Annotated in this window: 16 protein-coding genes, 2 pseudogenes and 1 riboswitch; of the genes and pseudogenes, 13 read left to right on the top strand and 5 right to left on the bottom strand. The window is 68.9% G+C overall.

Annotation, left to right across the window (positions count from 1 at the left end):
• Positions 1–10 precede the first annotated feature (10 nt).
• The 10 genes from OG609_RS45990 (at position 11) to OG609_RS02415 (ending at position 10,159) form a co-directional block, all read left to right on the top strand.
• The gene (locus tag OG609_RS45990; RefSeq protein WP_382903752.1) at positions 11–115 is read left to right on the top strand and encodes a DUF6893 family small protein; all 105 of its coding nucleotides are present in this window, start codon (positions 11–13) and stop codon (positions 113–115) included.
• 123 nt (positions 116–238) lie between these two features.
• A complete protein-coding gene (gene hypA, locus OG609_RS02455; protein WP_327271220.1) occupies positions 239–631 on the top strand; it encodes a hydrogenase maturation nickel metallochaperone HypA in 393 nt (130 codons plus the stop codon).
• A gap of 3 nt (positions 632–634) precedes the next feature.
• On the top strand, positions 635–1,456 hold the full coding sequence (hypB, locus tag OG609_RS02450; protein WP_327271219.1) for a hydrogenase nickel incorporation protein HypB: 822 nt from the start codon (positions 635–637) through the stop codon (positions 1,454–1,456).
• A gap of 23 nt (positions 1,457–1,479) precedes the next feature.
• Positions 1,480–3,891 (top strand): carbamoyltransferase HypF, encoded by a 2,412-nt coding sequence (gene hypF, locus OG609_RS02445; protein ID WP_327277917.1) that lies wholly within the window; start codon positions 1,480–1,482, stop codon positions 3,889–3,891.
• Positions 3,892–3,943: 52 nt separating this feature from the next.
• Positions 3,944–4,264: a HypC/HybG/HupF family hydrogenase formation chaperone gene (locus OG609_RS02440; protein WP_093897385.1), complete on the top strand. Its 321-nt coding sequence runs from the start codon at positions 3,944–3,946 to the stop codon at positions 4,262–4,264.
• On the top strand, positions 4,261–5,388 hold the full coding sequence (hypD, locus tag OG609_RS02435; protein WP_327271218.1) for a hydrogenase formation protein HypD: 1,128 nt from the start codon (positions 4,261–4,263) through the stop codon (positions 5,386–5,388). Before OG609_RS02440 ends, hypD begins: the two co-directional genes overlap by 4 nt.
• Before the next feature lie 10 nt (positions 5,389–5,398).
• On the top strand, positions 5,399–6,502 hold the full coding sequence (gene hypE / locus OG609_RS02430) for a hydrogenase expression/formation protein HypE (protein WP_442818056.1): 1,104 nt from the start codon (positions 5,399–5,401) through the stop codon (positions 6,500–6,502).
• Between the two features lie 318 nt (positions 6,503–6,820).
• Complete coding sequence (locus tag OG609_RS02425) at positions 6,821–7,675, top strand: pyridoxal-phosphate dependent enzyme (protein ID WP_327271217.1); 855 nt, start codon at positions 6,821–6,823, stop codon at positions 7,673–7,675.
• A 2-nt stretch (positions 7,676–7,677) separates the two neighbouring features.
• Entirely contained in the window at positions 7,678–8,904 is a 1,227-nt protein-coding gene (locus tag OG609_RS02420) for an MFS transporter (protein WP_327271216.1), read from the top strand.
• Between the two features lie 52 nt (positions 8,905–8,956).
• On the top strand, positions 8,957–10,159 hold the full coding sequence (locus tag OG609_RS02415; RefSeq protein WP_327271215.1) for an ornithine cyclodeaminase family protein: 1,203 nt from the start codon (positions 8,957–8,959) through the stop codon (positions 10,157–10,159).
• Positions 10,160–10,222: 63 nt separating this feature from the next.
• Here the strand turns inward: OG609_RS02415 and glpK are convergent, their stop codons facing one another.
• The 3 genes and pseudogenes from glpK to OG609_RS02400 all read right to left on the bottom strand — a co-directional run.
• On the bottom strand, positions 10,223–11,740 hold the full coding sequence (glpK, locus tag OG609_RS02410) for a glycerol kinase GlpK (RefSeq protein ID WP_327271214.1): 1,518 nt from the start codon (positions 11,738–11,740) through the stop codon (positions 10,223–10,225).
• A gap of 45 nt (positions 11,741–11,785) precedes the next feature.
• Entirely contained in the window at positions 11,786–12,631 is an 846-nt protein-coding gene (locus OG609_RS02405) for an MIP/aquaporin family protein (RefSeq protein ID WP_327277915.1), read from the bottom strand.
• A gap of 162 nt (positions 12,632–12,793) precedes the next feature.
• A pseudogene (locus OG609_RS02400) lies at positions 12,794–13,054 on the bottom strand (MarR family winged helix-turn-helix transcriptional regulator); the annotation flags it as partial.
• 4 nt (positions 13,055–13,058) lie between these two features.
• Between OG609_RS02400 and OG609_RS02395 the strand changes: the two are divergent.
• Positions 13,059–13,436 (top strand): annotated as a pseudogene (locus OG609_RS02395) (integrase core domain-containing protein); the annotation flags it as partial.
• Here the strand turns inward: OG609_RS02395 and OG609_RS02390 are convergent.
• Positions 13,433–14,704: an APC family permease gene (locus OG609_RS02390; protein WP_327271213.1), complete on the bottom strand. Its 1,272-nt coding sequence runs from the start codon at positions 14,702–14,704 to the stop codon at positions 13,433–13,435. The pseudogene OG609_RS02395 and the gene OG609_RS02390 overlap by 4 nt on opposite strands.
• 278 nt (positions 14,705–14,982) lie before the next feature.
• On the opposite strand from OG609_RS02390, the gene OG609_RS02385 reads away from it, so the two are divergent.
• Positions 14,983–15,324 carry a hypothetical protein gene (locus OG609_RS02385; protein WP_327271212.1) on the top strand — a complete coding sequence of 114 codons (342 nt, stop codon included), beginning with the start codon at positions 14,983–14,985 and terminating at the stop codon, positions 15,322–15,324.
• A 102-nt stretch (positions 15,325–15,426) separates the two neighbouring features.
• Positions 15,427–16,101, top strand: a complete 675-nt coding sequence (locus OG609_RS02380; protein WP_327271211.1) for a DUF305 domain-containing protein — start codon at positions 15,427–15,429, stop codon at positions 16,099–16,101.
• A 103-nt stretch (positions 16,102–16,204) separates the two neighbouring features.
• Here OG609_RS02380 and OG609_RS02375 read toward each other — a convergent pair whose 3' ends face one another.
• Entirely contained in the window at positions 16,205–17,866 is a 1,662-nt protein-coding gene (locus OG609_RS02375; RefSeq protein WP_327271210.1) for an ABC-F family ATP-binding cassette domain-containing protein, read from the bottom strand.
• Positions 17,867–18,576: 710 nt separating this feature from the next.
• Positions 18,577–18,762: riboswitch (cyclic di-AMP (ydaO/yuaA leader) on the top strand.
• Positions 18,763–18,766: the final 4 nt, after the last annotated feature.

Raw genomic sequence — 18,766 nt, 5'->3', positions numbered from 1 at the left:
GAACACCGTCATGAAGAAGATCATCATCGGCGGCGCGCTCGCCGCCGTCGTTGCCGCACTCGTGGCCCAGGTACTGCCCGACATCAGGCGCTACGTGCGCATGCGGTGCATGTGACGGCACCCCGATCCGTCAGGTCCCGGGCTGCACCGAATGACGTACGTACCGTCCGGCACCGGCGAGCCAGCCCGGCTGCGGCTGCAACCCCCCGGTGTAATGACGCGGGCAGGACGGAGATCCATGCATGAGATGTCCATCGCCATGGCCGTCGTCGGCCAGGTGGAAGAAGCAGCCCTGGCCGGCGGCGCCGTCGCCGTCACATCCGTCCGGCTCCAGGTCGGCGAGCTGGCCGGAGTGGTCCCCGACGCACTGTCCTTCTGTTTCGAACTGGCCTGCGCCGGGACCGTTCTGGAAGGCGCGGAGCTGGTGGTCGACTCCGTACGGGCGAGAGCACGCTGCGCGCCCTGTGCGGACGAATGGGCGGTCGGAATGCCTCCGCAGCTGTGCTGCCCCTTGTGCGGCGAGGCAACCGCGGAGCTGCTCTCGGGCCGCGAACTGCAGATCTCCGACGTCCACTGGGACGAAGGACCTGCGCAAAGACGTACCCGTGAACCGATTTCCGAGGAGCGCTGAACCATGTGCCGTGTGGTCGATCTGCAGCAGGCGGTACTCGCGAAGAACGACACGACAGCGCATCGCCTGCGCACCGAACTTGCCGCCCGCGGGACCGCGGTCGTCAATCTGCTCTCCAGCCCGGGCAGCGGGAAGACGGCACTGCTCGAACGCGAACTGGTCCTGGCCCGTGAGACGGGCGTCCCCGTCGCGGCGCTGACCGCAGACCTGGCCACCGAGAACGACGCCATGCGCCTGGCCCGTTCCGGAGTCCCGGTCAAGCAGGTGCTCACCGACGGCCTCTGTCACCTGGAGGCCCGGATGCTGGGTGGGCATCTCGACGGGTGGCTGCCCGAGGACACCCGGCTGCTCTTCGTGGAGAACGTCGGCAACCTGGTCTGCCCGGCCTCGTACGACCTCGGGGAAACCCTGAGGGTCGTCCTCGCCTCGGTCACCGAGGGCGAGGACAAGCCGCTGAAGTACCCCACCGCCTTCGGGCTGGCGCACCTGGTGCTCGTCACCAAGACGGACATCGCCGAGGCTGCGGCCTTCGACGAGGACGCGTTCCGCGCCCACGTCGAGCAGGTCAATCCCGGTGTGGAAGTGCTCCTCACCTCTGCCCGGAGCGGTGACGGCGTAGGGGCGCTCCTCGAACGGGCGCTGGACGCCGCGAACGGAACCCCGGTCCACCGGCCTGTCATGGCCCAGCAGCACCACTCCACACACACGCATACACACACAGAGCCCGGCGAGACTTCTCACGGCCGCCCCCACACGCATGCCGGTCGGGGCGAGCCCGGTGCTGCGACGGATGCGTCCGGCGCAATGGCGCAGACCCGCGCGTGACGACCCAACGGTCCGGCCCGGCCATGGGTGAGCCGGCGCAGCGTCGCCGGGTCACCGTCCGGGGCGTCGTCCAAGGCGTCGGGTTCCGGCCCTACGTGTACACGCGCGCCCTCGCGATGGGCCTGGCAGGACACGTCACCAACACCCCCGAGGGCGTCGTCGCGGAAGTCGAGGGCTCACCTGCCGCCGTGGCCCTGTTCTGCGAAGGGATCGTCGCGAACGCACCGCCCATGGCCGTCCTCGATTCCGTCGAGCACAGGGAAGTCCCCGCCGAGGGCGGTGCCGGATTCGCCATCGTCGCCTCCCGGACCGGCGGCCCCTCCCGCACGCTGGTCCCCCCGGACGTGGCCACCTGCGCCGACTGCCTCGCCGAACTGGCCGACCCCGCGGACCGGCGCCACCGGCACCCCTTCATCACCTGCACCAACTGCGGGCCGCGGTTCACCATCGTCACGGACCTGCCGTACGACCGCGCACACACCACCATGGTCCGCTTCCCCATGTGCCCCGACTGCGCCCGCGAGTACGCAGACCCCGCAGACCGCCGCTTCCATGCCCAGCCGGTCGCCTGCCACCGATGCGGGCCGCGCCTCGATCTGCTGGTGGCGCACCCGGATCCGGACCAGCCCCCGCGACGTGTCACCGCGGCGGACCCGGTCGCCGAGGCCCGCAGACTCCTGGCCGACGGCGCGATCCTCGCCGTCAAGGGGCTCGGTGGGTACCACCTCGCGTGCGATGCGACCAATGCCCGGGCCGTGGCCGCACTCCGCCGCCGCAAGGCCCGTGGAGACAAGCCGTTCGCCCTGATGGCCCGCGACATCGCCGACATCGAACACCTTGTCCATGTCGGCGCGGAGGAGCGGGCGCTGCTCACCGGCGTCATCCGGCCGATCGTCCTGCTGAGGCGCCGCAGCCGCGCCGTCCCCGGGCCGGACGCGCCGGCACCGTCGGACAACGTCGCCCCGGGCAGCCCGGATCTCGGCGTCATGCTTGCCTACACCCCCCTGCACCACTTGCTCCTCGGCCTGCCCGGCGACCCGGCCGGGCCACGCCTTCTCGTCATGACGAGCGGCAACGTGGCCGGGGAGCCGATCGTCACCGACGACGCCGAAGCGCTGGAACGGCTCGCCCGCATGGCCGACGCCTGGCTGATCCACGACCGGCCGATCCAGGTACCGTGCGACGACTCCGTCGTACGCGTCTGTGACGGGGAACTGCTGACCGTACGCCGCTCACGCGGCTACGCCCCCCGGCCCGTTGAACTGCCTCTCCCGGTACCGGCGATCCTCGCCGCGGGCGGCGACCTCAAGAACACCCTGTGCCTGGCGGAGGGGCGCAGAGCCTGGCTGTCCGCCCACATCGGAGACATGGACGACCTCGCCACACAACATGCCTTCGAGGATGCCGGTCAGCAGTTGGAGACCATCACCGGGGTGCGTCCCGCAGTCCTGGCCGTCGACAGACATCCCGGATACCGCTCGGGACAGCTGACCCGCCGTCTGGCCGGTGAACGGCAGGTCGTACGCGTACAGCACCATCACGCACACATCGCCTCCGCAATGGCAGAACACGGCCTGGACGGCAGTCGGCGCGTGATCGGCGTCGCGTTCGACGGCACCGGCTACGGCGACGACGGAGCCGTGTGGGGCGGAGAGATCCTGCTGGCGGACTACGACGGTTACCACCGGTTCGGGCATCTCGCGTATGTCCCTCTGCCGGGCGGCGACGCCGCCGTACGGCGTCCCTACCGCATGGCCCTGGCACATCTGCACGCGGCAGGAATCGGCTGGGCGCCGGACCTGCCGTGCACCGCGGCCTGCCCGCCCGACGAACTGGACGTACTGAAGCGTCAGTTGGAGCAGAGTCTCAACTGTGTCCCCACCTCCAGCATGGGCCGGCTGTTCGACGCCGTCTCCTCCCTCACCGGACTCTGTCACCGGGCCGGATACGAGGCCCAGGCCGCCGTCGAACTCGAAACCGCCGCGCTCCAGGCGGCCGAGGACGACTGCGCAGGTTACGGCTTTGCGCTCCGCTCTCCCGCACCGGACAGCGGGAGCGCGCTGATCGCCGACCCCGCGCCCGTACTGACGGCGGTGGTGGAGGACGTGCGCGCGGGTACTGCGCCGGGCGTCATCGCGGCACGCTTCCACGAGTCGGTCGCCGCCCTCGTGCGCAGCACCTGCGTCCTGGCACGTGAGCGGTACGGCCTGGACACCGTTGCCCTGACCGGCGGAGTGTTCGCCAACACCCGGCTCTCCTCGGCCTGCGCCCGGACGCTTCGCGGACACGACTTCACCGTCCTGCGACACCACCAGATCCCCCCGAACGACGGAGGGCTGGCACTGGGGCAGGTGATGGTCGCCGCCCGAATCCGCGCCGCCCGAACACCGGATGGCCGCATCGGAGCGGCGCAGGGGAGTGCGGCCATCCACTGAGGCGTGTCCCGGCAGGACCGGGCAGGCGGATCAACCACAGCAAGGAGAAGCCATGTGCCTGGCGGTGCCCGGCAGAGTACTGGAAATCGAGGAACGGGACGGCACACGCATGGCCACCGTCGATTTCGGCGGAGTGGTCAAGGAAGCATGCCTGGAGTATCTGCCGGACCTTCAGGTCGGCGAGTACGCCATCGTCCACGTGGGGTTCGCCCTGCAGAAACTGGACGAGGAATCGGCCCGGCAGACACTGGAGCTGTTTGCCCAACTCGGCATGCTTCAAGAAGAGTTCGGCGACCCGTGGGAAATGGCGGCAGAGGCCGGCGGGCTGCCGCTGCCCGGCGCCGGAGAAGCGGCCCAGGAGGCGCAGCAGTGAAGTACATCGACGAATTCCAGGACCCCGCACTGGCCCGGCGGCTGCTCGAGGAGATCCGCTCCACCGTGACCAGGCCATGGGCGCTGATGGAGGTCTGCGGCGGGCAGACCCACACCATCATCCGGCACGGCATCGATCAACTGCTGCCGGACCAGGTCGAACTGATCCACGGACCGGGCTGCCCGGTGTGCGTCACCCCGCTGGAAGTCATCGACAAGGCGCTGGAGATCGCCTCCCGCCCGGAGGTGATCTTCTGTTCCTTCGGCGACATGCTCCGCGTCCCCGGCACCGGCCGGGACCTGTTCCGGGTCCGCAGCGAGGGCGGCGACGTACGGGTCGTCTACTCCCCGCTCGACGCGCTGAAGATCGCCCAGCAGAACCCGGATCGGGAGGTCGTGTTCTTCGGAATCGGCTTCGAAACCACCGCGCCTCCAAATGCGATGACGGTCTATCAGGCACGCAGGCTCGGCATCCGCAACTTCAGTCTGCTGGTGTCACATGTCCGGGTGCCACCGGCGATCGAGGCGATCATGCAGTCGCCGAACTGCAGGGTGCAGGCATTCCTCGCCGCAGGACATGTATGCAGCGTCATGGGCGTGGGCGAGTATCCCCAGCTGGCCGAACGGTACGGCGTCCCGATCGTGGTGACAGGATTCGAACCGCTGGACATCCTGGAAGGCGTGCGCCGTACCGTGGCCCAGCTGGAACGCGGTGAACACACGGTGGACAACGCCTACCCGCGCGCAGTGCGCCCAGAGGGCAACCCCGCCGCTCTGGCCATGCTGGAGGACGTCTTCGAGGTGACCGACCGGTCCTGGCGCGGCATCGGCGTCATCCCCGCCAGCGGCTGGCGGCTCTCCCCGCGCTATCGGGACTACGACGCCGAATACCGTTTCTCGGTGACCGGTATCGATACCCGTGAACCCGCTCAGTGCCGCAGCGGAGAGGTTCTGCAGGGCCTGCTGAAGCCCCATGAATGCGAGGCATTCGGCACCATCTGCACTCCTCGCACACCACTCGGAGCGACCATGGTCTCCAGCGAGGGCGCCTGCGCCGCGTACTACCTCTACCGGCGGCTGGACATGAAGAAGACCGCACCTCTGGAGGCGAGCTCCGTTGGCTGAGACCGTCGAGATCCCCACGCGCGGCGACGTAACCGCTTCGGCAACGCCTTCCTCCAGCACCCCGCCGCTCGATCCCACGGCATGGACGTGCCCGGCCCCGCTGCGGGATCACCCTCGCATCGTGATGGGCCACGGCGGTGGCGGCGCGCTCTCCGCAGAGCTGGTCCAGCACATCTTCGCCCCCGCCTTCGGAGGTGAGGTGCTCGCGCAGATGGGCGATGCGGCATCGGTTTCGATGGGCGGCGCCCGCCTGGCCTTCTCCACCGACTCCTTCGTGGTGCGTCCGCTGTTCTTCCCCGGTGGCAGTATCGGCGACCTCGCGGTCAACGGCACCGTCAACGACCTGGCCATGAGCGGTGCGCGTGCCGCCTATCTGTCCTGCGGATTCATCCTGGAGGAGGGCGTCGAGCTATCCGTCGTCGCGCGCGTGGCCGACGCCTTCGGCGCCGCCGCGCGCAACGCGGGCGTCGAGGTGGCGACGGGGGACACCAAGGTGGTCGAAGCCGGTCACGGCGACGGCATCTTCATCAACACTGCCGGCATCGGCCTCATCCCGGCCGGCATCGACCTGCGTCCGCAGCGTGTCGTCCCGGGTGACGTCGTGATCGTCAGTGGGGCGATCGGTGTCCACGGCGTGGCGATCATGAGCGTGCGCGAGGGACTGGAGTTCGGCGTCGAGATCGAAAGCGACTGCGCGGCCCTGGGAGGACTGGTGGAGGCCATGCTCTCGGTCACCGGGGACCTGCACGTACTGCGCGACCCCACCCGTGGGGGGCTCGCCGCATCCCTCAACGAGATCGCAGCGGCGTCGGGCACCGGCATCGTGATCCAGGAGCGAAAAGTCCCCGTCCCTCCGCCGGTGGCCAATGCCTGCGCCATCCTGGGCCTCGATGCGATGTACGTCGCCAATGAGGGGAAGCTGGTGGCATTCGTACCGCGTGAACACGCCGATGCGGTCCTGGACGCGATGCGTGCACACCCGCTGGGCCGGGACGCGGCGGTGATCGGTGAGGCGGTGGAGGCCCACCCGGGCATGGTGGTGGCCCGCACCGGGCTCGGCGGTACACGGGTGGTCGATCTGCCGGTCGGGGAGCAACTGCCGCGGATCTGCTGACGACCCGCCGCCCTGCGCCGGATCCCCCGGCATGCCCGCCCGAGCGCGCGCCGGATCCGGTTGCAGGGCACGGGAGTTCACTGACCATGTCGGTGGCCCGGCCGGCCTCTGCCCGGCAGTCCGGGCCACCACGTGGGGCTCCGACCACACAGCGACGGAACCGTTCCGGCACAGGGTCGGGACGGTTCTCGTCGTGCGGGTCCGGCAGCACCGGCAGGTGTTGTACCGAACCGGCCATTTCGAATTGCCGACCGTACCCGGCGTGCGGCGGACCATTGAGCCATCCCCTCCCGGTCGGCGCTGGGATCCTCAGCAGGGATGCGGAAGGGCGCGAAGAGGCGTCAAGCGCTGTTCTGGCCAAGAGCGACACGCGCGCCGGACAGTGGCGTGGTGACACCGGGGGGTGCATGCCTAAGGTCTGAGTGCGCGCAGCGGGGCAGAGCGGTCGACCCATGGAAGAGGTCAACGACGCATCGCACAGGGGGAAGCAGTGCCGCGTGTCAAACCCGTCATGGCACGGGCCCTCCGCAAGATTCCCTTACTCCACCTGGACGTCGCCCACCGGGGCCGGGTGCGGCGTCTGGGACTGAAACTCGAGGAACACGGCCCCTCCACCGCCGCACCACCGGACCCGAGATCACCGAGCAGGCGGGACCGGAACTCGGCGCGGTGTACGTGCCGGTCTCCACCGGCGGCGCCCTCGCCGGCATCAGCGCACATCTGCGCCAGCACCGGCCCGACGTCGCCGCGGTCGCCGTGGACGTACACGGTTCGCCGGCCGTCGCAGGCAGCGCCGGACGCCGGCTGCTGCCGGGCATCGGAGCCAGTCGGCCGTCCGCCTTCCTGAAAGGGCCGTGCGGCTACGACCGTGCCGTGCACGTCGACGACATCGAGGCGATCGCCTACTGCCGGATCCTCGCCGAGGACGTGGGACTTGTACTCGGGGGATCCAGCGGCTTCGTCGTACGCGCGCTGCTGACCGACCTGGAGAACGGCCGCATGGACGACCGGCTCGCGGTCTGCCTGGCCGCCGACGACAGCGGCAAATACCGCGACACCCTCTACTGCGACGACTGGGCGACCGAGCAGGGCGTCGTCAAGGAGATCACGGCCGCCGTGGAACAACTGCGCCGCGAAGGCCTCTTCTTCAACCGAAAGCACCAGGAGCACTGACAATGAGCACGAGCACCACCCTTGACCAGCGGCGGACGGGCCCCGACTACCGGCAGTTCCTGCCGCTGGTCCAGGGCGCCACGCTGATCGAGTGGACCGGCACAGGACTGTTCCTCGCCGTCTCGACCATCTATTTCGTCAAGGTCGCTCATCTCAGCACGTCGTCCGTCGGCACCGGCCTGACGATCGGCGGAGCCGTCGCCATTGCCGCCGCCGTGCCCATCGCCCGGCTGGCCGGACGATTCGGGCCGAAGCCGGTGCTGATCGGTGTGATGCTGCTGCGCGCCCTGGCCACCGTCGGCTATCTGTGGGTGGATGGCTGGTGGAGCTTTCTCCTCGTGGTGGGCGTCATCGCCGTCACCGAGCAGTCCTCGCCTCCACTGGTCCAGTCGTACGTCGGTGCGCGAGCCCCCGAGAGCCTGCGCGCGAAGGTGATGGCCGTGCAGCGCACCGTCGTCAACCTCGGCATCAGTCTGGGCGGGCTGATCGCCGGAGTCGCCCTGGGTTCCGGAGCGCCCGGAGCCTTCCGGCCGCTGCTGATCGGTGGCGCACTCGCTTATGTGGTGGTGGCCGTGGTGTACGCCACCGCCCAGGGAGAGGAAGCCGCGACCGCTGTCGAGAGCGCCCGCGTCGCGGATCTGCTCAAGGACCGACGGCTGCTGGGCTTCACCGCGTACAACGCACTGGTGTCGCTCTGGATGCCGGTGCTCAACGTGGCCTTCCCGTTGTGGCTCGTCACCGGGACCGACGTACCGGAGCGCTATGTCGGAATCCTGTACGCCGTCAACACCGTGCTGTGCATCGCCCTTCAGTACCCGCTCAACCGCTGCTACAGCACAACGCGCCGGGCGTGGTACTCCTACGCGACCGCGGCACTGCTGCTCAGCTGCGGCACCCTGGCCTTCGCCGCCGCGCCCGGCTTCGGAGCGCGGGAAGCACTGCTGGTGCTCGGCGCCGCCGTCGTCCTCCTGACGTTCGCCGAACTGCTCCAGGTCGGCGCATCGTGGACTCTCTCCTTCGAGTTGGCACCCGAGCGGGCGCGCAGCGCCTACCTGGTGCTGTTCAATACCAGCCGCACCGTCGCCAACCGAGTCGCGGGCCCGGTGCTGATGACCGGCGTCGTCCTCACCCTCGGTACGGCCGGCTGGGTCGCGCTCGCCTGCGTGCTGCTGCTCGGCGCGCTCGTCCCCTTCGCGATGCTGCGCGGGCCGCGCGGCGCCGGCGACTGACCCCCCCGGACTCTCCCCACCACCGACCCTCACGCCAAGGAGCCTCACCGCAATGGACTTCGAGCAGTACCCCGACAGCCACTTCCGCTGTCTGACCCGTGCGGACGTCATCGAGGCGGCCCGCGACGTGGACATCGTGGCGGCGGTGGCCGAGGCGCTCATGCTGCACTCCGCCGGACAGTCGGTCCTCCCCGAGGAGGCCTACCTCGGCTGGACCACGCCTCAGGGCGACTCGGCCCGGCTGCCGGCCATGCCCGGCGCGCTGGTCCAGGACGGCCGGCCACCGCTCATCGGTATGAAGACCATCAACGCCTCGATCGGCAACCCGGGACGCGGAATACCGCGCACCCAGGGCTTCACCCTGCTCCTCGACCCGGAGACCGCCCGCCCCCTCGCACTGATGGAGGCCGCGTACATCAGTGCGATGCGCACCGCGGCGGTGACCGCGCTCGCCGTTCGCCATCTGGCGGTGGAGGAGCCTCGACAGCTGGCGCTTCTCGGCTGCGGCGCGCTCGCACAGGCGCATGTGGCGCTGCTGCTGCGCACCGTGCCCACCCTGCGCCGAATCTCGCTGTACGACGTGGCGCCCGACCGTGCGAAGTCTGTAGCCCGGTACATCGCTTTGCTCCCCGAGACCGCGGACGTCGGGACGGTGCTCGCTGACGGTCCGCGCGAGGCTGTGCGCGACGCCGAACTCGTCGTGCCCGTCACGACGGTGACCCGGGGCTACATCGAGCCTGACTGGCTGCGGCCGGGCACGCTCGTCTGTCATGTCTCGCTGGACGACCTCACCGAGGCGGCGGTGCTCTCGGCCGGCACGGTGATCGTCGACGACTGGAGCCTGGTCCGCGACGACCCACGTCGGCTGCTGGGCCGGATGCACCGAGCGGGCACCCTGCTCGGCCCCGACGGCACCCCGAGAGAAGGAGTCACCGCACGGCCCGGTGCCCGTCGCGTCGACGGCACGCTCGGCGATGTGCTCGCTGGCCGGCACCCCGGCCGCCGAGACCGGGACGACGGCCGTACGCAGGACACACCCCGGAGTACGGGCCAATGCCTGCCAGTTCGAGGCGGTCACCAGCGCGGTGCCGTTCCGGGAACAGAAAGTACCCGTCTACGGCATGTCCCGTTCACCGTGAAACGGGACATGCTCAAGCGCATGCACGGCACCGACGAACACATCGGCGTCGAAACCCTGCGGCAAGGCACCGAAACCGTCTACCAGCTGCCGGCCGGACTGCGCACCGAGGCCTGACCCGACCGCACCGTACGGGCGTACCCGGCCGGGCACGCCCGTACGGTCGTCGGACACCTGCCGTCATCCCACCCTCACCCAGTCGAGAGTGCGCTCGACAGCTTTCTTCCAATCGGCGTAACCCTCGGCGCGCTGCTCGTCGCTCCACTGCGGCTCCCAGCGTTTCGACTCCTGCCAATGCGCCCGCAACTCGCCCTGGTCGCGCCAGAAACCGGTGGCGAGACCCGCCGCATACGCGGCGCCCAATGCCGTGGTCTCGGCGACGACCGGGCGGCTCACCTGTACCCCCAGGACATCCGCCTGGATCTGCATGCACAGATCGTTGGCCGTGACCCCGCCGTCGACCTTGAGCACATCGAGATGGACACCTGAGTCCTGTTCCATCGCCTCCACCACATCCCGGCTCTGGTAGCAGATGGCTTCCAGAGTGGCCCGCGCCAGATGGGCGTTGGTGTTGTAGCGGGCGAGACCGACGATGGCGCCGCGGGCGTCCGAGCGCCAGTAGGGAGCGAAGAGGCCCGAGAACGCCGGCACGAAGTACATCCCGCCGTTGTCCTCGACGGTTCCGGCGAGCCGTTCGCTCTCGGCGGCTTCGCTGATGATCTTCATCTGGTCCCGCAGCCACTGCACGGCGGATCCCGTGACCGCGATGGAGCCCTCCAGAGCGTAGACCGCCGGGCTCTTGTCGAACTGGTAAGCGACGGTGGTGAGCAGGCCGTGCCGTGACCGGATCAGTTTCGTACCGGTGTTGAGCACGAGGAAGTTTCCGGTGCCGTAGGTGTTCTTCGCCTGGCCCGGCTCGAAGCACACCTGCCCCACGGTGGCCGCATGCTGGTCGCCGAGCACCCCGGTGATCGGGATCGCGGCCCGCAGGGGCCGGGACGTGCGTGTGCGGCCGTACGCCTCCGCGTCGGAGGACGGGTGGATGGCCGGCAGCATTGCCCTGGGGATGCCCAAGATGCCCAGCAATTCGTCGTCCCAGTCGAGCGTCTCCAGGTTCATCAGCATCGTCCGGCTGGCATTGGTCACGTCGGTGGCGTGGATGCCGCCGTCGGGGCCGCCGGTGAGGTTCCACAACACCCAGCAGTCCGTGTTCCCGAACACCGCATGGCCCCGTTCCGCAGCCTCGCGGACTCCCTCGACATTGTCGAGGATCCACTTGATCTTCCCGCCGGAGAAGTAAGTGGCCGGAGGCAGACCCGACTTGCGGCGAATGACTTCGCCATGGCCCTCGTTCTCCAGGGCCTTGGCGATCGAGTCGGTCCGGGTGTCCTGCCACACGATGGCGTTGCAGTACGGACGACCGGTGCGGGGGTCCCAGACGACGGTGGTCTCGCGCTGGTTCGTGATCCCGATGGCATCGAGATCGGTGGCGCTCAGACCTCCGGTGCGCAGAGCGTTCTGCATCACCGAGTTGGTGCGCTCCCAGATCTCCACCGGGTCGTGCTCCACCCAGCCGGGGCGGGGCAGGATCTGCTCGTGCTCCAACTGGTGCTTGGCCACTTCGTTCCCGTCGTGATCGAAGATCATGAAGCGGCTGCTGGTGGTGCCTTGATCCACCGCGCCGATGAAGTCCGCCATGGCGTGCTGCCTCTCCTGAGTCCCCGCTCGACGAAGAACCGGGCGTCACTCCTCCGATGGAATGGGGATACTGCCCTCCGGCTCCGCCTCCGCGGTGGGCAGGAAACGGCCGACGAGGACCTTGTAGAGGAATGCACCGACCGGGCCACCCACGAGTGGGCCCACAATGGGCACCCAGTAGTAGAAGTTCCCGTACTGGTCCCGCCACGCTCCTCCGTAGCCGGTGAGGAAACTCGCGAGCCGGGGCCCGACGTCACGGGCCGGATTGATCGCGTACCCGGCATTGGTGCCCCACGCCATACCGATGCCCACCACGATGAGGCCCACGATGAACGGGCCGAGATTCGCGCCCGGTGGCGTATTGAGAAGATCCGTGACCGCGAAGATCAGCAGCACAAGAATGGCGGTTCCGATGACCTGGTCCCGCAGCGCTCCCCATTCGGTAACCGGAAGCGCGGGGTTCCCGTTGGCGGGCAGCGTTGAGAAAACGAATTGTGTCTTGATCGTGTGCCCCGGGTCCGCCTTCGCCAGGGCCTCGGTGTAATTCCATCGCACCACCAGTGCCCCGACGAACGCTCCTGCGAGCTGCGCGAGTGCGTAGGGAGCCACTTTCTTCCAGGGGAAGTCCTTGAAAGCGGCAAGTGAAAGAGTCACAGCGGGATTGAGGTGCGCCCCGCTCAGCCTGCCCGCCACATAGACACCCAGAGTGACTCCGAGACCCCATGCCCAGGCGATGCTGTCGTGATTTCCGAGACCCCCCGGCGGCTCGGTGAGTGCTCCGCCGGCTACGACCTGGGCCACCACACCACAGCCGAAGAGGATGAGAATCATCGTGCCGAGGAACTCCGCCGAGAGCTCCCCGACGATTCCCGACATCTTGAGCCGCTCCATGGGGATCTCGCTTCCTGTCGAGTCACCACCGTTGGCGGCATAGATCCACATATGAGCGTAGACGCAGAGAATTGGTTCCGCATTTGGTGGCCGTGTGGTGGCTGAAGCCTTGCAGCCGGCGCAGGGATCGCCTCGTGAAGGGGCTCGAACCCGGGCCTGGCGTCAGTCCAGGTCGACGTCGTCGAAGAGTTCAAGCATGCTGCTGAGCACCCGTACGCAGGCCGTCACGTCGGCGTCGGTCAGGTTCCCGTCCACTTGGCGCAGCAGGGCCTGCTCGCGGGCGAGGACGGAGGTGATCGCCGCCCTGCCGCCGTCGGTCAGCCGGATCAACGAAGACCGCTGGTGAGCGGGGTTCGGGATGACCTCGACCAACTGTCCCGCCGTGGCGTCGTTGACCATGTGCTGCACGAACTGCCGGCTCAGCAGCGCCGGCTTCCTCACACGCGCAGCCGCCTTCTTCGCAGCCTGTGGCATCGACCGCATCGACCGCATCGAACGGGTCATCACCGACAACGCCTGGACCTACCGCAAGAGCGCCGCCTTCCGCCAGGCCATCGCCGACCTGGGCGCCGAACAGCGCTTCATCCGCCCCCACTGTCCCTGGACCAACGGCAAGGTCGAACGCTTCAACCGCACCCCGCAAACCGAATGGGCCTACCACCAGGTGTTCACCAGCAACACCGAACGCGCCCACGCACTGGCGCCGTGGCTGACTTCTTACAACACTCGACGCCGACACACAGGGCTCGCAGGCCAACCCCCGATCAGCCGACCTGTCACCAAAGTCATGACCAAGTACACCTAGCTGCGCGCGCGGCTGAGGACCGTGCGTACGCCATAGGCCGCGGCTCCGGCCGCGATCACCGCGGTGCCGGAGACGACCGAGGCCGACGGCAGGGTGAAGGCGAGGAGCAGACAGCCCGTCAGGCCGGCGCCGGGCACGATGCGGGGCGGGCGGCCTTCGTCCGCGGTGAGCGTCCAGGCAGCGGCGTTGGCGATGGCGTAGTAGGCGAGGACACCGAAGGAGGAGAAGCCGATCGCCCCTCGGACGTCGGTCGTGGCGGCAAGGACCGCAACCACGGCGCCGACGGCGGCCTCCGCGCGGTGAGGGACTTTGAAGCGGGGGTGCACCGTGGCCAGGACGTGCGGCAGGTGGCGGTCGCGGGCCATGGCCAGGGTGGTGCGTGAGACACCGAGGATGAGCGCGAGGAGGGAGCCGAGTGCGGCGACGGCCGCACCGGCCCGCACCACCGGCGCGAGGCCGGGGACGCCCGCCGCGCGTGCGGCCTCGGCCAATGGGGCCGCGGTATGGGCGAGGCGATCAGGACCCAGGACGGCGAGCACCGTGACGGCGACGGCTGCGTAGACGAGCAGCGTGATGGCCAGCGCGAGCGGGATCGCGCGGGGGATGGTGCGATGCGGGTCGCGTACCTCCTCGCCGAGGGTGGCGATCCGCGCGTATCCGGCGAACGCGAAGAACAGCAGACCGGCCGCCTGCAGAACTCCGCTGACAGTGGCGTCCGCGCCGATGGCCAGATGCCCGGCATCGGCGGTTCCGCCGCCGATACAGGCGGTGATCACCGCCGCGAGGACCGCTAGGACGAACGCGACGATCACCCGGGTCAGCCAGGCAGACTTGTGCAGACCGGTGTAGTTGAGCGCGGTCAGCGCCACCACCGCCGCGACGGCGACCGCGTGCGTCTGGCCGGGCCACACGTAGGAGCCCACGGTGAGTGACATGGCCGCACAGGAAGCTGTTTTGCCGACGACGAAGCCCCAGCCCGCGAGATAACCCCAGAAGTCGCCGAGGCGTTCACGGCCGTACACATAGGTGCCACCGGACTCCGGGTAGCGACCGGCCAGCCGGGCGGAGGACGTCGCGTTGCAGTACGCGACCACCGCAGCCAGCCCCAGGCCGAGCAGCAGCCCGGACCCGGCGGCCGCGGCGGCAGGTGCCGGTGCGGCGAAAATGCCGGCGCCGATCATCGAACCCAGGCCGATGACCACGGCGTCGAACACGCTCAGACGGCGCTTCAACTCGTCCGTTCCCGCCGACGCCGTCGACGTGTTCATCGCTCACTCCCAGCCGGGCGCCCCGCACGAGCAGGTCCCGCAATCCGTACGTATGCCGAGTTTCGCGGGCACCGTAGCCCAGCAAGGTGTCCGGACGGTGCCGGGTGCGATGGTCGGGGTGCGACAGGACGGGGAAACCCTGCGGGGGTATCCTCGGGCACGTACCGCAGGACCTGTACGACCGAGAATTCGAGGCAGCCGTGGATCGCAGGCGGACGCGCACACCGGGAGTGTCCCGGCTGCTCGTGCTGTGTGCCGTCCTGTGTGGGCTGTTCCTCATGCATGGGGCCCCGGCGAGCGCCGCCGAGGGCTGCCACGGCGCAATGGCCGTGACCTCGGACGCGCCCGTTTCCACGACGACGGGTGCCGGCCACACAGCCTTGACGGGTGAGCACGGCACCGCCCACGCGGCCGCGGTCATGCCCGGGATGAACGGCGAGTCGTGCGTATCCACCCACGCCCGCGACCGCCTGCTGCCGCTCCTCATGGCGCTGGGCCTCGTGGTCCTGGCCGTATGGGTGCTCGGCAGGCGACGTACGGCGGTGCGCGGACCGGCACGGCGGGGTCCGCCGTTCGCCGGCAGGGATCTACTCCTCCAGGTGTGCATCGCGCGGACGTGACAGGTGTCTGCCGGCTCCCGGCCATCAGGCCGGACCGGCCTGATGATCCTGCCCCTTTTCGCGCGCCACGGACGTGGCGCATCCACCTGGAAAGAACGTTTGATGTCCGCTTCTCTGTCTTCCCCTGCCCGTCGCCGCGCGCTCGCGGCCGCCGGCATCGTCGCCTCACTCGCTCTGACGCTGGCGGCCTGCGGCTCCTCCGAAGGATCCAGGACCGACGGCTCGTCCATGCCCGGCATGGACCACGGCTCCGCCGGCGCCACCGCGCCTGCCACCCCCGGCAGTGCGTTCAATGACGCGGACGTGAAGTTCGCGCAGCAGATGATCCCGCACCATCAGCAGGCCATCGAGATGGCGCGGCTGGCCGACGGCCGCGCCGCCGACCCCGAGATCAAGGAGCTGGCCGCCGCGATCGAGAAGGCCCAGGACCCCGAGATCAACACCATGAAGGGCTGGCTGACGTCCTGGGGCAAGCCGCTGCCCTCGTCCTCTTCCTCGATGGGGGACATGCCCGGCATGGACCACGGCTCGGACGGTTCGGCGACGCCCGGGATGATGTCCGACAGCGACATGAGCAACCTCGAAGCCGCCAAGGGCAAGGACTTCGACAAGAAGTTCGCCCGGCTCATGATCGGCCACCACGAGGGCGCGGTCACCATGGCCGAGGACGAGCAGAAGAACGGCAGCAACGCCGACGCGAAGAAGCTCGCCGGCGCCGTAATCACGGCCCAGACCGCCGAGATCGAGAAGATGAACAAGATCACCGCCAGGCTCTGACCCTCGACAGGGGGTGCGGGCCTTCGTCATGCTGAAGGCCCGCACCCCCTCCCGTACGTCCGAGGGGCCGGACGAGCCCGGCCTCTCGGAGATACGCGGCCGCTCAGTCCGCTTCCGGTGTTGCGAGCAGGTCGCCCACCTCCTCCGCGGTGGTGTCCCGGAGCTCCTCCGCGAGGAGCAGCCAGCGGGTGATGCCGACCGATTCGAGGAACGGCAGGTCGTGGCCGGCGATCAGCAGCGCACCCTCGTAGGACTCAAGTGCGCTGGTCAGCTGTCGCACGCTGGCGATGTCGAGATTGTTGGTCGGCTCGTCCAGCATCAGCAGCTGCGGGGCCGGTGCGGCGAGCATCGTCGCCGCGAGCGCGGCACGGAAGCGTTCCCCGCCCGAGAGGGTGCCCGCCGGTTGTTCCGCGCGTTTCCCCTGGAACAAGAAGCGCGCGAGCTGGGAGCGGATGTGGTTGTCGGCGACCCCGGGAGCCATGCGGGTGACGTTCGCCGCGACGCTCAGCTCCTCGTCCAGCACATCCAGCCGCTGTGGAAGGAACCGCAGCGGTACGAAAGTCCTGGCCTCGCCGGACAGCGGAGCCAGCTCGCCGGTGAGGGTGCGCAGCAGTGTCGTCTTGCCGGCGCCGTTGCGCCCGACGAGCGCGATCCGTTCGGGCCCGTGTACATGGAGGTTGCCCTCGTACAGCCGACCGAACCGGGGACGCAGTTCGTGCAGGCTCAGCACGGTGCGTCCGGTGGGAACGGCGGTGTGGGGAAGGCTGACTCGGATCTCGGCGTCGTTACGGATCGCGTCCGCGGCCTCTTCGCGGCGCTCGCGCGCCTCACTCAGCCGGTCCTCCTGGAGGCCGCGAAGCTTGCCCGCCGACTCCTGTGCGGACCGCTTCCGCGCGCCGGCGAGGATCTTCGGGAGCCGCCGCTCGGCCTCGATCTTCCTGCCGTGCCGCTGGCGGCGCGCCAGCTTCACATGGGTCTCCTCCAGCTCGCGCTTCTGCCGGCGTACGTCGGCCTCGGCGGCCCGCAACATCCGCCCGGCGGCTTCCTGTTCGGTGGCCAGGGCTTCTTCGTAGGCGGACCAGCCGCCTCCGTACCAGTTCACGGATCCGGAGCGCAGTTCGGCGATGCGGTCCACGCGCTCCAGCAGTTCGAGATCGTGGCTCACCACGACGAGGACACCGGAGCGCCAGGAGTCGACGGCCTCGTAGAGCCTGCGGCGAGCGAACACATCGAGGTTGTTGGTCGGTTCGTCCAGCAGGAGAACGTCGGGATGCTCCAGCAGCAGTGCGGCCAGGCGCAGCAGGACGGTCTCCCCGCCGGACATCTGGCCTACGGTGCGGTCCAGTTCGACATCGCCGAGTCCGAGTGACCCCAGTGTCGCGAGGGCTCGTTCCTCGACGTCCCAGTCGTCGCCGATCGTCTCGAAGTGTTTCTCGTCCACATCCCCGGCTTCGATGGCGCGCAGCGCATTGCGCCGTCCGGCGATGCCCAGGGCCTCGTCCACACGCAGGCTCGTGTCGAGGGTGATGTTCTGAGGGAGGTGGGCGAGGCTGCCGCCGACGGTCACCGAGCCCTGGGACGGGCGCAGTTGGCCGGCCAGAAGTCGCAGCAGTGTCGACTTGCCCGCGCCGTTGGTCCCGACGAGACCGGTGCGGCCGCGGCCGATGCTGAGGGAGAGCCCGTCGAAGACGGTCGTGCCGTCCGGCCACTGGAAGGACAGGGCGGAGCAGGTGAGAGAGGCGCTGGGGGCGGTGGGTGTCGCCATGGTGATCCTCGCAGTCGCAAGCGCGGTGAACGGGGGCTTCGTATGCGAGCACCACGCAGCGACCGAACCGGGAGGGAGGTGCGGCGGTCCGAAAGATCGAGGGACGGCTCATGCACCGAGGTCGCATCCACGCGGGGTCACGGGCAGGACTGAACACTGCCACTGCGTGACGGGCGTACGGCCGGAGCCGTACGGCGCGATGATCGCGAACCTCAGATGCGCAACGTCCACCTCTATCGGAGACAACAGAGCCGTTGAAAACGATAACGACCCGGAGGACGAATGGCAAAGCCTCGATGTCGTGCGGGGGAGTGCGACGAGCGGCCCGCGGGCCGCTTCGCCAGGAGACCGGAGGCCATGGAGTCCCGGCGGATGCGATCGGCCCGAGAGACATCCGGATCGCATGTAAATGTTCCAGTATGGGCGATTTGCTTAGAAGTGATCCCTTGGTTAATAAAGAGGAATTTGGGGAGAATTGCGACCCTTGAATGCTGACCAAATTGCCCCTTTTGTGGATCCCGTGGTGTGAGTCACGTTAAGAGTTCAAGACGCCGTGGCGCGCTGTCCGGTTCCCTTCTGTGCAAGGAAATTTGGCTTCGCGGTGTGAGGTGGATTACTGCCAATTCCGCGGTTTGATCTTGCAAATGAATTGTGATCCAAAAATAGGGGCTTGTTCCCTTCGGTGTTTCTCGCCTACGGTCACCGTCAATCCGGACGGAACGCCGAATCCTGCCGCCGTCCGGCAATCCGACCACTCATGGACGGCAGGAGCGGGGGACCCAGGTAAGCCGCCGATCCGGTATCCGGAACGGCTCGGGGCGAAGCCGCATTCGCGTGCGACCGGACATCTCCAGTCCGAACCCGACAGCTCACCTCGTAGGCGACGGAGAGGAATTCGCT

The organism is Streptomyces sp. NBC_01224 (genome assembly GCF_036002945.1).
Taxonomy (GTDB): domain Bacteria; phylum Actinomycetota; class Actinomycetes; order Streptomycetales; family Streptomycetaceae; genus Streptomyces.
The sequence above is the reverse complement of the archived record's forward strand: the minus strand, read 5'-3'. Positions and strand labels throughout refer to the sequence as shown.